The organism is Hadarchaeum sp. (SeqCode) (genome assembly GCF_049969415.1).
GTDB lineage: Archaea > Hadarchaeota > Hadarchaeia > Hadarchaeales > Hadarchaeaceae > Hadarchaeum.
The window spans coordinates 26,985-40,526 of record NZ_JBMFOX010000009.1; the positions used below are offsets into that span (position 1 = coordinate 26,985).

Genomic DNA, 13,542 nt, shown 5'->3' on the forward strand with positions numbered 1-13,542 from the left:
CCAATTTTAAAGACTCGGATATCATTTTTAAGAACTAAAATCAAATTTTTACCGCGCGATGACGACAAAGGCTTCTGATCTGATGATGAAGATCTTGAGTCACGAGCGCACCTATTTCGGTCTCAGATACTTAGCTATGAACTTGGGGTCGACCCTCTTGAGTTCTGACTCTGGAAGAGTGCGCAGTAGTTCCCAACCTAAATCAAGCGTGACCTCGATGGATCTATCCTCGTCGCGGCCTTGGTTCAGGAACTCTCTCTCGAAACGGTCGGCAAAGGTCAAGTAACCGCGGTCCCGGTCCGTCAGAGCCTCCTCGCCGATAACCGCCACCAGCGCCCTGAGATCCCGCCCCTCGGCGTAAGCGGCGTAAAGTTGGTTAGAAACGTCCATGTGGTCCTCACGGGTGTGTCCGGCCCCGATGCCGTCCTTCATCAGCCTGGACAGCGAAGGAAGCGGGTTTATCGGGGGATAGATTCCCTTTCGGTGCAGCTCCCGGTCCATGACCAGCTGACCCTCAGTTATGTAACCGGTGAGATCTGGTATCGGGTGGGTGATATCGTCACCCGGCATCGTTAGGACGGGCATCTGAGTGACCGAGCCGCTTTTGCCCTTGATCCTGCCCGCCCGTTCATAGACGGTGGCTAGGTCCGTATACATATACCCGGGATATCCTCTTCTTCCAGGGACCTCCCCCCGTGCGGCGGAAACCTCCCGGAGGGCCTCACAGTAATTAGTCATGTCGGTCAGAATCACCAACACATGCATCCCTTGAACGAACGCCAGATATTCGGCGGTAGTCAGAGCAAGCCTAGGCGTGAGAATCCTCTCGATGGCCGGGTCATTGGCCAAGTTCAGAAAAACGGTTGCCCGCTCAATGGCTCCGCTCCGCTCAAAGTCCCTGATGAAAAAGGCCGCCTCCTCGTGAGTGATTCCCATTCCACAGAAAACCACGGCGAACTTTTCCTCCTCACCCAAAACCTTGGCTTGTCTGGCTATCTGGGCCACCAGTTCATTGTGCGGCAGGCCAGCTCCGGAAAAAATTGGCAACTTCTGACCCCGAACTAAGGTATTCATGCCATCTATCACCGAGATTCCGGTCTGGATGAACTCGTTCGGGTACTCCCGGGCGGACGGATTGATCGGTGACCCATAAACATCCCACTCGTCCTCAAATATCGGCTTTGGCCCGCCGTCTATCGGGACCCCCCTTCCGCTGAAAACCCGGCCCAAAAGTTCCATTCCCACGCCGAACTTGATCGTCTCGCCTCTGAACCTGACCTTTGTCTTGTAAGTGTCTATGCCCCGAGTACCCTCATACACCTGCACCACAGCTCGGTCCTCATAGGCGTCCAAGACCTGACCATGTTTGATCTCCCCATCCGGCGTGGTGATCTCGACCACTTCCCCATAGGCCACGCCCTTAACGCCTTCAACCACCATCAGGGGTCCGTAGACCTCGGTCACCGTCAAATATTCACGGCTCTTCATCCTATTCCTCGCTGCACTTTTCTGGCTCCGGAGCTTTCTTTGTCTTCAGCAAATAATCAAACTGCTCCCTGAGATGCTTCTCAATTCTTCCGTACTCCTTAACAAATTTTTCCGCCGTGAGTCTTTTCATCCCAGCGATGTCCTCCTTAACCGGCAGCTTTCTTATCTCCTCCACAGGGACGCCCCGCCTAGCCGCCTCGACGGCATTGTGGTAGAAATCGATTATTATCCTCAGCATCCCGATCTGCTTCTCCGGAGGACAGTAGGTATCAACTTCATGAAGAGCGAATTGCTGAAGAAAGTCCTCCCGCATCATTCGAGCGGATTCGAGCACGGCTCGCTCCGGTTCCGGCAGCGCGTCAGGCCCCACCAGCTTAACTATTTCCTCCAGCTCCGCCTCCCTCTGCAACATGGCCATTGCTTCATCGCGCAGTGCCTTCCAATCCTCGTCCGTTTTTGATTTCCACCAGTCCCTGACGTTATCGACATACAACGAATAGCTGCTGAGCCAATTTATGGCGGGGAAGTGCCGGCGATAGGCCAAGCTCGTGTCGAGGGCCCAGAATACCTTGACAATTCTCAGGGTGTTCTGAGATACTGGTTCTGATAAATCTCCACCCGGTGGGGAAACCGCACCAAGCACGGTAACCGAACCGAAGCGTTCATCAGAGCCTAAGGTTTGCACTCGCCCTGCCCGCTCATAGAACTCCGCCAACCGGGAAGCTAGATAGGCGGGAAAACCCTCCTCGCCCGGCATCTCCTCCAGACGTCCGGATATTTCTCGCATGGCCTCGGCCCACCTAGAGGTGGAGTCCGCCATAAGCGCGACATCGTATCCCATGTCCCGGAAATACTCGGCGATGGTGATGCCTGTGTAGACGCCTGCTTCCCGAGCGGCGACCGGCATGTTGGACGTGTTGGCGATGAGCGTGGTCCTCTGCATCAGTGACTCTCCGGTCCTGGGGTCCTTGAGCTCCGGGAAATGTATCAATACATCGCACATCTCGTTGCCTCGCTCACCAGCGCCCACATAGGTGATAACATCGGCATCAGCCCATTTGGCGACCTGATGAAGAAAGACCGTCTTGCCAGTCCCGAAACCACCGGGAATGGCGGCAGTCCCACCTTTCACGATCGGGAAGAAAGTATCGGCTACTCGCTGTCCCGTAACCAGAAGTTGGTTCGCCTCCAGCTTTTGCTTGAAAGGACGCGCGCGCCTGACGGGCCACACCTGCATCATTGGAATGTCCTTTTTGCCGGCAGGTGTCTCAATAACCGCGATGACATCTTCAACCCTGTGCAATCCGTCTGAAATCTCCAAAATCTTGCCCCTAACCCCAGGCGGAACCATTATCCTGTGCTCAACCATTCTGCTTTCGCTTACGGTTCCCAAGATGTCGCCTTCAACAACCTCGGCCCCTTTCTTCAATTTAGGCAAGAACTCCCACTTCCTTTCCCTTGACAGGGCAGTGGCAAAAACTCCCCTCTTTACCATATCCCCGACTTTATCTCGAATGACGGTCAGGGGCCTTTGGGTGCCATCATAAATGGAGCCGATCAATCCCGGTCCCAGCTCGACCGATAAAGATCTTCCTGTCCCCTCAACTCTTTCTCCCGGTTTTATGCCGGCGGTCTCCTCATAAACCTGAATGGTCGCGCGGTTTCCAGTCAGCCCGATTATTTCACCCATCAACCGCTCTTCACCGACCCGGACTAGCTCGTACATTTCAGAACCACGCATGTCATCTGCAATGACAACAGGCCCAGTAATCCTAGTGATTTTTCCCACTTGACAGCCCCCATTATTTTTAGAGACACTGTTTTTATGAGTTTGCCCTAAGAATTTTTAATCCCAATGTTAAACCGATTAACGGTCACATCAAAAAAGATGGGAATTATTAAATTCGATTTCAAATTGTAGCAACTGGTGGTGAAATTAATCAATCGAAACGCAAATGTTCCGGTTAGAATTTCAAAACCAGCAGAAGAGCAAATAAAAGCGAATTTGAGCGCCTTTTTGTTCTGGAAAAACTTTTATTGAGCATTTCATTAACCATTAGCAGAAGGTGGCAATTTGGTCAACGAGGAACTTCGACTCATCATCGAAGCCGAGCAGAAGGCAAAGAAAAAAATTGAAGAGGCCCAGCGAGAATTAGCGACTTTGCTTGAATCGGCAAGAAGAGAGGCTGAAAAAATTAAGGAAAAACAAGGAGCCGAAACCCAGCTGAAGGTCAAAAAACTTCTCGAAGAGTACCGGAAAAAAGCCGAGACCGATGCCCAGAAGATAATCAGCGGAGCCCAACAAAAAAAGCTAGAAATGGAAAGAGAAGCTGAAAATCTGATCTCTGAAGCCGTCAAGTTAATTTTTGATGCCGTCCTGGGGCGAACTCATGTTTAGAACCATGAGGATGCAGCGCTTCCAAGCGATTTTTCCCAAAAGGTTGCATGAAAAGGTGATTGCAACGCTTCACGAGGCCGGTATCGTACAATTTAAAGAGGTCGCGGAACCCGAGATTGGAAGAATGGCGGTGGGCGATGAGGTTTACAAGCTTTCGTCTCTGCTCAACAGATTAAAGGAGATCCAGGATTTTCTGGGACCAACACATAAACATATCGAGGTTGAGGAGGAAACCAGCGCCCGGCTCATAACCAAGGCGGAGAAGTTGCTGAACACCGTCGAACCCAAGTTCAACTCGCTAAGGGAGCTGGAAAATAAACTGAATGAGAAAAAACTGGAAACAAATGCCAAGATGGAGACATTGAAGAAGTTCGTTGAAATAGAATCTCCTCTCAGCTATCTCAAGACAACAGAAGAAATTAGATCCATCGCCGGCTCCATCGCTGCCGAACGGGTCCAAGAGTTCTCAATAGAAATCAATGCCGCGCTCGATTATAAATTGTTCCTCACTTTCTTTGGGAAGGGCAAGAAGAAAAATTTCATAGCGGTGTGCCGAACCAAGGACCAACAAAAAATATTACCGATACTTTACCGGTTCGGCGTGGAACTGATGGAGATACCGGTTTATCCTGAAACTCCGGGTGAGGCCCTAAAAAGGCTGGAGAAGGAAATCAAAAAAATTGAAGAAGAAAAATCGGAATTTGAAAACAGGAAAAAGGATTTCGCCCAGACGTACTCCGCGGCCGTAAATGCGATGGTCGAGCTGCTCGAAATTCAGATAGAGCGCCTAAAATGCTCAAAGTTCTTCGGCACTACTGAGAACACGGTTGTCATCGAAGGCTGGGTCCCAAAGAAAAAGTCAAATATCGATTCACTGCTCGCCCCCGTAACCAACGGAATACACATCGTCCGGAAATACGACCCAAAGACGGAGGAAACTGAATCCGTTCCCTCGGAGTTTGAAAACCCAAAGCTGGTTAGCAATTTTGAGATTATAACAGAAACCTTCAGCACCCCCAAGTATGATGAAATAGATCCGACGCCATTCCTATCAATAACTTTTCCCCTGTTCTTCGCCATTTGCCTATCCGATGCCGCTTATGGGCTTCTGGTCGGAATTTTCCTGCTCTCCGGAATTCAGGTGACCAAAATCTTCCCACGAAAGCTAAAAATGATTATTCTGCTGGGATCCGCGGTCACCGTTGTTGTCGGTGCCCTGATCGGGGGGTGGTTCGGTATGGCCCCGCTCTGGATCAATGCTATGGAAAATCCCATCCCAATACTTAAAATTGCCGTTTTTCTAGGTATTTTCCACCTCATCTTGGGCTACGTCGCCAACGTCGCCAAGGACATTATCAGAAAAAAATGGAAACTGATGTTCCTTAATCACATCCCCCACATCTTAATCATCGTCGGGTTCTTTGGGATGGTATTCTGCGTCCTAGGAATTGGACTGCTCGAGTTCGGGATAAACTTCGTCTTTCCCAAGCTGAAGCTCTTCGACGTTTTCAACCCATTTGTAGCCGCTCCCCCGTTAGTCGTGGCCTTCAGGTTGCTCTTTTTTACCGGGCTGATTGTGGAGATGATTGGCGCGGCGATTATGGCGACCGGAGTGGGCAGGATAAGCGGGCCGATCAACGTTGTCTATGGGTTAAGCTCGCTAGTAGCGGACGCGGCGTCTTACACGAGACTGATGGCGCTGTGCATAGCCTCCAGCATCATCGCCTTTGCGATAAATTACATTGGCATCTGGCTGTACGGCAGCCTGTCGCCACCGCTTACCGCGATATCAGGAATCCTAGCAATCCCGTTGATGATCGTAATTGGAGCCATGCTCTTCGTGGCCCATTGCTTCAACATTTTTATTCAGAGCCTCGGGGCTTTCATCCACACCCTGCGTCTGCATTACGTCGAGTTCTTTGGGAAATTCTATGAGGGGGAAGGTAACAAATTCTCCCCCTTTAAGGTTATAAGGAGGTTCACCAAAATAAGAAGGAGGTGATGAAACTGGCGGTCGAGGGAATCTGGGTTGCCTTGGCGGCTGGTTTGGCCATCGGCATTCCAGGGATAATGTCAGGCATGGGTGTCGGCATAGCTGGAGTCGCGGCGGCCGCAGTTGCCAGCGAGGACCCGAAGAAAGCTTACAAGGCATTCGTGTTCCAGCTGCTGCCCGGAACTCAGGGCATATACGGTTTCGTTGTTGGATTTTTAGTCATCATCGGCGCCGGACTTGCGCCCAGTAACGTGGTCCCAGAGATGGCCAAGGCAGGCATCGTTGGTCTGGCGGTCTTGGCTGCAACCGTTCCTGCCATCCTGCAGGGTTTCACCGCCTACCCACAGGGATTGGTCGCTTCCGCCGGTATTTCTGCTTTCGCAAAGAGACCTGAAGTCTTCTCCGTAGGGTTAATGTACACCGTTGCCGTGGAGCTCTACGCGATACTCGGAGTTTTAGCCACCATTCTCATGCTAACCTTCATAGGCGTGCTGTAGAGGGGAACTATTTGCAGGCCGAAAAAGGCGCCAGATTGTTAGCTGAAGATATCTTGAAAGAGGCTGAGGAAAAAGCAGCCTTGATCATCCAGGATGCAAACCAGCAGGCGGCCGCAATCATCAACTCGGCCAAGATAAACGCTGAGGAAGAAGAGAAACAAAAGCTAAGGGAAGCTGAAACTAAAGGAAAGCAGATATATGCGGAGATTCTGGCCCGGGCAAAGGTTGAAGCCAGAAAGGAACTCCTCCGGGAAAAGGAGATAATCATTGAAAATGTCTTTAAGGAAGCCGAGGAAAAACTGCGCAAACATGCTCTTTCGCCGGATTATAAGGAGGATCTTGTTAGGATAACCATTGACGCCTGTAGAAAACTTGGGTCAAACGATATCATAATCAGGGCTAATCGCCGTGACTTGGAAATGCTCAAATCATTAAAGAACACCATTGTCCGGGAACTAAAGTCCGACAACAAGGAAGTCAACATTTCCCTTGGCGAACCGATTGAAGCCACCGGAGGAGTCAAAGTAGTCGCTGCTGACGGAAAAATCGAAATTGACGAAACCTTTGAAGGAACAATCCGAAGACTAACCGACGTACTGAGGGTGAAGGTGGCAAAACTCTTATTCGAAGGATCTCGATGATGGAGATATTGATTGTAATTTTTGGCATCATCGGGCTAATCTCTATTTTAATCGCGCTTCACGCCAAGAGGACCGTCGCCTATGTCTACTGCGGTGCGGTGATAAGCGCCTGGGAGGCTAAACTGCTAAAAGAAAACCGTTTAATGGAAATGGCGGAAGCACCGGCTGTAGAAAATCTGATTTCCTTACTTGACGATACCGAATATCGCCCGCTTTTGTCAGAAATTTCCAAAGACGGTACGGTTGACGTGAAAAAAGCTGAAATCGTCTTTAAGGATCATTTGAACCATCGCTATCAGGAAATCCTGAAAATAGTTCCAAGCCAGCGAAAAGAAACTGTGTTGAGGCTTCTTAAAAAATGGGAAGTTTGGGGTTTAAAAACAATCGTTACAGCAATCCACCAAGGTGTCCCTGTTGAAGAAGATCTAAAACATTACATGTCCTCACCAACGCTTACGCGGGAAAGGCTTGAGATGTTAACCTCGGTGAAAAATTTTGATCAGTTGCTTGATTTTCTGAAAGACAGTGAATATTTTCCAGTTCTTAATGGTGCCCTGAAGGATTACAAGGAACGCGGGCTATCGGCCATTCTGTCCGCGCTAGACGTCTATTACTACAAAAGCTTATGGCAAGAAATACTGCGGGTCAAATCACAGCGGGAGATTTTAATGAAGATGATCGGATGTGAAATCGATACCGTGAATATCAAGCTAATCCTACGGTTAAAAAAAGAAGGCGTGGCTCCAGAGGAAATAGATAAGTATCTTATCAGGCCGTCGTATCTCTTGACCGAGGGAATGCTCAAAGACATGGTTTATGCGGAAAATATTAAATCAGGCTTGGAAGTGGTTTCTCGTACTCCCTATGGACTGGTTCTGTTGAACTTTCTCCCCCAGATTGAAGCGCAGGGCATTTCTACTGCGGAAAGAGCACTCGATGAGCTGAGGCTCAAAGTCTTCCGAGAACAGGCGGTTGCCCATATTTTCAGCATCGCCCCGGTGGTCCTTTACATCCTATTAAAGGAGACTGAGGTCAGAAATTTACTTACCATACTGCGGCTCAAAGCAGAAAAAGTTGAGCCACAAAAAATAAAGAAAAACATATTGGGGGTGCCTAAGATTGGGCTTTAAAATCGCGGTGATCGGAGACCTCGAAACTATAACAGGATTCAACCTAGCCGGAGTGCAGTTTGCGCATGTGCACACAGATAAAGAAAAAACGCTGTCCCGATTGGAGGAATTTCTATCCAACGAAGAAATCGGTCTGATCTTAATCACGCATCGAGTTGCTGAGGAAATCAGCCCAGAATTTCGCAGAAAAATTCAGGAAAAGGGCCTGCTCCCACTAGTGCTCAAAATACCGGACAGATCTGGCTATGTCCCGGAAAGTGATGAACTCCAAGAGCTGGTCAGAAAAACTGTAGGTGTGGAAATAAAGCTGAAGACGGAGGCGCAGTAATGGCGGCGAGAATCAACGTCTCACCCAACAGGATGGAACTACTAAAGGTTAAGAACCGCCTCGCGCTGGCGGAAAAGGGCTATGACTTACTTAAGGAAAAGATGGATGCTCTAGTCATGGAGCTGCTGAACACCTTGAAAATAATTCAGAAATCTAAGGCTGAGGCAATAACACAGCTGAAAAGGGGTTACGAGGCGGTGTCGATCTGCATGGCAACACTTGGAACTTTTGAAACCGTGCAAGCGGCAGCGGAATCAAAAAAGGAAATCAACATCGACATTTACGTGAGGAACATCATGGGCATCGAGGTCCCGACCATCCAAGTTGCTGGGATAGAAAGAAACGCCCTTGCCCGCGGCTACAGCTTGCACACCACTTCCTCGCTTTTAGATATCGCCGCCGAAGAAATGGAACGGGCGATCAAGCTTCTTATCGAACTGGCCGAACTGGAGGTAACCGCAATCTCTCTGGCGCGGGAACTTGAAAAGACCAAAAGGCGGGTAAACGCGCTGGAGTACATACTGATCCCCAGACTCAGGGAATCAATGAAATTTATAATGATGAGGCTTGACGAACTGGAGCGAGAGAACTTCACCCGCCTGAAGCGTATAAAGGCGATATTGGAAAAGCGTGAGTGAAAGTGGAAAGGATAATAAAATTTGAGCTGAGCGGGCTCAATGCCCACATCCCGGAGAAGCGCATTACATTAAAATCGGCGCTATCACTGGAAAGGCCGTTTGTGCGAACCAAGGATGGCAAGGCACATTATTTTAAAAGAGAGGAACTTGAGTTCATCGCAAAAATCCTGCCGGAAGCGGAATGGGACAGGCTACAGCTGCCCATATTCATTTCTCTTGAGCCCAAACTCGGCAGGGGCGCGGCCAAAATAAGTGGGGAATCTGAGGTGAAGGTGATTAGAAAAATATTGGGTAAAGAAATCTCGAAAAACGAGCTAATCGTTTACCGGCCCGAAATCGCCGTCATTAGAAGAAAACTCGCCACGACCACGCAGTATCTGTTCGGATGGTGATTCCATGACCCGGTGGAGAATCTTAATGGCACTCTTCTACCCACTTACCATCGTTAGCATCTCGGCGGGACTGATAGCGTTTCTGATGCTGCTCTTAAAGATGGAGTACCTGTTTGTGGTCACGGTGGTTCTTTGGTTCTACTTTATCTCCACCACGTCAATCTATTTGGTGACCAGAGAAGCGCTGAAGGCGATGCAGGTCCATCGGTTATTTTTGGGTCTGATAGTGACTTTGGGCGGGCTGGCTGCAGCCTCACTGCTGCTTCTGCTCGGGCTTGGCTAATTCTGGCAGAGCGGTCTTCGGTCCCGCTGAAATAATCGATTCCATCACCCGCGCAAATACCGGCCTAGTCAAAATTATGGCAATTACCAATCCTGCCGCGGCGGCAATTGCAAAAATTCGAAGGGGACCGAACCCTGCCAGAGCTATCAAAATCGAGACTAAGACAACGGTGAGAGAGGCCAAATAGGATATCGCCAATGCCCTAGATGTTCTCCAGCCAACGCTTACCTTTTCCTGAGGCTGGGCTCCCTTCAGTAGCTCATTTGTTATAATTATGTGCTGGTTCAGGCCGGAAAGAACCACCAGCAGAAGCCCAGAGGCGGCGGGTAAACCCAGCGGCAGCCCTAAAACCGAGATCCCTGCAAGCGTTAGCAGCGCGTCGACGAACAGGAAGGCAATGACCGCGATGGCCACCTTAATGCGGGAGAAGGCAAAATAAAGGAGAACAAAAATGCACAAAACTGCAACACCGGCTACAATCATCAGACCTTCTTTGAAGCCCGATCCAAAGGGAGAAGAAAACTTTGCTTCTTGGACGAAAGCTATGGGCAAATCAAGCTGGTAAACCAGAGCCCTCTGCAAGTTCTGCGCTTTGACCAATGCCTGCGCCTGCGTCTTGGCCACAATAGGGATGGTAAGATCGCTGGTCACGCCACCGGCCGCCATCGTCTGGGTGACGACGGGCGCCGACTGAACCCCGCAGGCCCGAAGCACCCATTCATCGACGGTTTCGCCCTCGCGTCGAGAAAGTGTTTCAATACTGTAATGGGCCGAAAGCCACTCAATTACCTCTGGTGAAAAATCATCTTTGGAACCCAATAAAATAACTCGCGCCCTGTCGCCAACATGGTCCGAAAGATAGGTCTTAACCAAGTTCGGAATATCATCCCTTAAAATCGGAACGGCCGACACCAAGATGTGGTAGGCGGACTCCGCAATTCCCGTTTCCCGGGTCACATAAAATTCCTGAGAGGATTCATCATAAAATATACTGCTGGCATCCCTCAGGATGCCGTTCTCAAATATTACAATCGCATCGGTGGGGCGGTCTAGGTAAATGACAATGGGGTGATTGGCTTTCCCGCTGCAGGCCTGTTTCAGCGTCTCGGTGCCGATATCGGTCAAGGTGATGGGAACGTAGGCCAGAGCCTCTGCAGAAATCGGGGCTGCCAAACCCAGAATCTCGTCGTTGCTCAGGACCAATTGGTTGTCTAAGAACATCTCTAGCTTCCCCTGGACGCCCAATAAATCTCTGGCGCGGTTTGGGTCCACCCCTGAGGCCTCAAAGAGTATGGATGCAGCACCGTACGACCTTAGCCTTACGTCAAGCAGCTGATACGGGTCCACGCGCGACCTTAGTAAGTTGATCGCTTGATCCAGTTCATTTTCTTCCACATACGTCTCAACATCGATAACGGTGGCTATTTCGCCAACCGCCTTTTGCAACATCAGCTCCGTCAGCCTGCCGTGGACATCAAAAACCGCCTTTTCGCTGTTGGGGTTATAGCTGATCAGCCTAGTCTCAGCCCCCAGCAAGGATTCGATCGAGGCGGTGGTGTAACTTATGAGGTTTTCCCCCGCGGAACCATACTGGAGGGTGACACGGTAGGATTGTAACTCGAAAACCATCTGGGTACCGCCAGCAAAATCTGAACCTATCTTGACCCCCCGGATAGTCGGCTCAAGTCCTGACCAAGGCTGCCATATGATCAGGATGGAGAGGACCAGCACCAGCAGCAACAGTTTGGCACGGCGGGACTTAAATGCTGACATGATAACTCACGACCTTTTTGTGTTCAAGGTGTCGCAGGTAGAGGGCGGCACCCAGGAACCAAGTGTTGAGGAGATTCACGGCTATCCCAAAAGTTAGGGCCAGCGCGAACTCCCAGACCGCATTTACCGGTATGATAAAGCTAGCGCTCAGACAGACCACGATGGCGATGGCGCTCAAAACCAAGACCGCCTTCATCGCTTCACCAAGATTTTCCTTTGGGTTACCCACGGCTCCTTTCAAAAGCCTGAAGGCGAGAAGAACATTGACATCCACGACGTAAACAATAGTTACCAAAATTCCAAAAATCGAGGCCAGATTTAAGGGAACTTTGAACAGCGACATCAGGCCTAGGGTACCGACCACATCTAGAACCGCGACAATTATTGTTGTCGTGGCGGCTACGCGAAGCCTGAAGATGAAAAGCACAATTTGAATGACGGCCAAAGCCCCGAGCCCGAGATAGATAAGTTGGAAACATTGCGCACTGCTAACAACTGGGCCCAACTCACCGACCGTAATTGAGTCACTTGAAAAGCCAAAAGTGCTGGAAAGCATCACCGTAATCTCATTTCCCACCTCACCACTTAACTTATTTATCTCAATATCCAACCCATTACTGGTAACATGGACAATCGCCTCCAAACCTGTCAGTTTCTCAATCTGAGATCTAACTTGATCAACATCGGGAGCCTTTTCAACTCCGCGGACCATGATCAAGGTTCCACCCTGCAAGTCCCTACCTAGGGGCAAACCAAAAATCAGGGAAACTGCTAGCAAGACGACTGAAACTATCAGCGGTATCGCCAGCATATTTCTGCGCTTCAGGCGCTGCGGTGGCCAAGTCAGTCCCATAGTACTCCTCCCTATCTTTAGACGCAGGGTATATAATGACTTATCACCATCCTTTTCGCCCGATCTGTATTCGCCGGCGCTGGGGGCTAATTTTAAATCAAAACGCGGGTTCAAAAATAGAATTAAACTCGCAGAGCTTTAAAAGAAGGTTGATAGATTAACACTTGGTTCTATGGAAGTGGAGAGAATACCCATCGAAAGACTGCCGGGGATAGCCCAGATACAAAGGCTGTTGATGAAATATTACGAGCGTAAGCTGTTTGCCGAGGTGGCCAGCTCGGAGAAGATACCGAAACACATAGCGATAATCCTCGACGGCAACCGCAGGTATGCGGAACAGATGGGTATGGACCGATTTTATGGCCATGTCCTGGGTGCCAAAAAGCTTGAGGAGGTTATTGGCTGGTGCCAGGAGCTTGGCATCAAACACGTCACCGTTTACGCGTTTTCCACGGAGAACTTCAAGCGCGACGAAGAGGAGGTCAAAAAACTCATGGACCTGCTGGCCCAAAAGTTTAAAGAGGTGGCTAGGGATCCGCGCGTTCACAAATACAAAATTCGCATCAAGGCTATTGGTGATTTGAAAATGTTGCCCGAGCAGGTTCAAAGGGCCATTGACGAGGCCCAAGCGGCAACGGGGGGTTACAATGGGCACACGCTTAACATCGCGGTTGGTTATGGTGGCAGGGCCGAGTTGGCAGACGCGGTGCGCAAAATTTGCGAGAAAATAAAAAACGGCGAAATAACTCCAAAAGATGTCGACGAGAATATGATTAACAACCATTTGTATACGGCCGGTTTGCCTGATCCCGACCTCATCATCAGGACGAGCGGCGAGGAACGGCTGAGCGGCTTTCTCATTTGGCAATCGGCCTACAGTGAGCTGTATTTCTGCGAGGCAAACTGGCCCGCCTTCAGCAAGATAGATTTTCTCAGGGCCATTCGCAACTATCAGAGCCGAGAGCGGCGCTTTGGAAAGTGATTGAAAAGTCTCGTGAACTGTGGCTTTTTTAAATTAAAATTAGCGTATCTATAAAGCCCACCGACTATTTAAAGATCCAAATTTCTATGTTTCAAGCCATTTTGACGCGTTTTATCGCATTTTTCTAAACAGGCTAACCATCAGAA

General features: G+C 49.8%; 14 protein-coding genes. 10 read left to right on the top strand and 4 right to left on the bottom strand.

Annotated elements, in window-relative coordinates; translation table 11 throughout:
• Window positions 1-111: 111 nt before the first annotated feature.
• Entirely contained in the window at window positions 112-1,488 is a 1,377-nt protein-coding gene (locus ACP5PX_RS03580) for a V-type ATP synthase subunit B (protein WP_428084038.1), read from the bottom strand.
• A 1-nt stretch (window position 1,489) separates the two neighbouring features.
• Window positions 1,490-3,277 (bottom strand): V-type ATP synthase subunit A, encoded by a 1,788-nt coding sequence (locus ACP5PX_RS03585; RefSeq protein ID WP_428084039.1) that lies wholly within the window; start codon window positions 3,275-3,277, stop codon window positions 1,490-1,492.
• Between the two features lie 285 nt (window positions 3,278-3,562).
• Between ACP5PX_RS03585 and ACP5PX_RS03590 the strand changes: the two genes are divergently transcribed.
• From ACP5PX_RS03590 to ACP5PX_RS03630, 9 genes are read left to right on the top strand one after another with little or no spacing between them, the layout of a single operon-like run.
• Complete coding sequence (locus ACP5PX_RS03590) at window positions 3,563-3,886, top strand: hypothetical protein (RefSeq protein ID WP_428084042.1); 324 nt, start codon at window positions 3,563-3,565, stop codon at window positions 3,884-3,886.
• A complete protein-coding gene (locus ACP5PX_RS03595; protein ID WP_428084044.1) occupies window positions 3,879-5,888 on the top strand; it encodes a V-type ATP synthase subunit I in 2,010 nt (669 codons plus the stop codon). Before ACP5PX_RS03590 ends, ACP5PX_RS03595 begins: the two co-directional genes overlap by 8 nt.
• Entirely contained in the window at window positions 5,888-6,376 is a 489-nt protein-coding gene (locus tag ACP5PX_RS03600; RefSeq protein ID WP_428084046.1) for a V-type ATP synthase subunit K, read from the top strand. The genes ACP5PX_RS03595 and ACP5PX_RS03600 overlap by 1 nt, the downstream gene beginning before the upstream one ends.
• Before the next feature lie 11 nt (window positions 6,377-6,387).
• On the top strand, window positions 6,388-7,017 hold the full coding sequence (locus tag ACP5PX_RS03605) for a V-type ATP synthase subunit E family protein (RefSeq protein WP_428084048.1): 630 nt from the start codon (window positions 6,388-6,390) through the stop codon (window positions 7,015-7,017).
• A complete protein-coding gene (locus ACP5PX_RS03610; RefSeq protein WP_428084050.1) occupies window positions 7,014-8,147 on the top strand; it encodes a V-type ATPase subunit in 1,134 nt (377 codons plus the stop codon). The genes ACP5PX_RS03605 and ACP5PX_RS03610 overlap by 4 nt, the downstream gene beginning before the upstream one ends.
• Window positions 8,137-8,475, top strand: coding sequence for a V-type ATP synthase subunit F (locus ACP5PX_RS03615; RefSeq protein ID WP_428084052.1), 339 nt, complete (start codon window positions 8,137-8,139; stop codon window positions 8,473-8,475). Before ACP5PX_RS03610 ends, ACP5PX_RS03615 begins: the two co-directional genes overlap by 11 nt.
• Window positions 8,475-9,113, top strand: coding sequence for a V-type ATP synthase subunit D (locus ACP5PX_RS03620; protein WP_428084054.1), 639 nt, complete (start codon window positions 8,475-8,477; stop codon window positions 9,111-9,113). Before ACP5PX_RS03615 ends, ACP5PX_RS03620 begins: the two co-directional genes overlap by 1 nt.
• Window positions 9,114-9,115: 2 nt before the next feature.
• On the top strand, window positions 9,116-9,505 hold the full coding sequence (locus tag ACP5PX_RS03625; protein WP_428084056.1) for a DUF61 family protein: 390 nt from the start codon (window positions 9,116-9,118) through the stop codon (window positions 9,503-9,505).
• A gap of 4 nt (window positions 9,506-9,509) precedes the next feature.
• Complete coding sequence (locus ACP5PX_RS03630; protein ID WP_428084058.1) at window positions 9,510-9,788, top strand: hypothetical protein; 279 nt, start codon at window positions 9,510-9,512, stop codon at window positions 9,786-9,788.
• On the opposite strand, the gene ACP5PX_RS03635 is transcribed toward ACP5PX_RS03630, so the two are convergent.
• Window positions 9,759-11,561, bottom strand: coding sequence for a hypothetical protein (locus ACP5PX_RS03635; RefSeq protein ID WP_428084060.1), 1,803 nt, complete (start codon window positions 11,559-11,561; stop codon window positions 9,759-9,761). The two genes, ACP5PX_RS03630 and ACP5PX_RS03635, sit on opposite strands and share 30 nt — an antisense overlap.
• The gene (locus tag ACP5PX_RS03640) at window positions 11,548-12,414 is read right to left on the bottom strand and encodes a hypothetical protein (protein WP_428084062.1); all 867 of its coding nucleotides are present in this window, start codon (window positions 12,412-12,414) and stop codon (window positions 11,548-11,550) included. Before ACP5PX_RS03640 ends, ACP5PX_RS03635 begins: the two co-directional genes overlap by 14 nt.
• A gap of 172 nt (window positions 12,415-12,586) precedes the next feature.
• On the opposite strand from ACP5PX_RS03640, the gene uppS reads away from it, so the two are divergent.
• On the top strand, window positions 12,587-13,396 hold the full coding sequence (gene uppS / locus ACP5PX_RS03645) for a polyprenyl diphosphate synthase (RefSeq protein ID WP_428084064.1): 810 nt from the start codon (window positions 12,587-12,589) through the stop codon (window positions 13,394-13,396).
• Window positions 13,397-13,542: the final 146 nt, after the last annotated feature.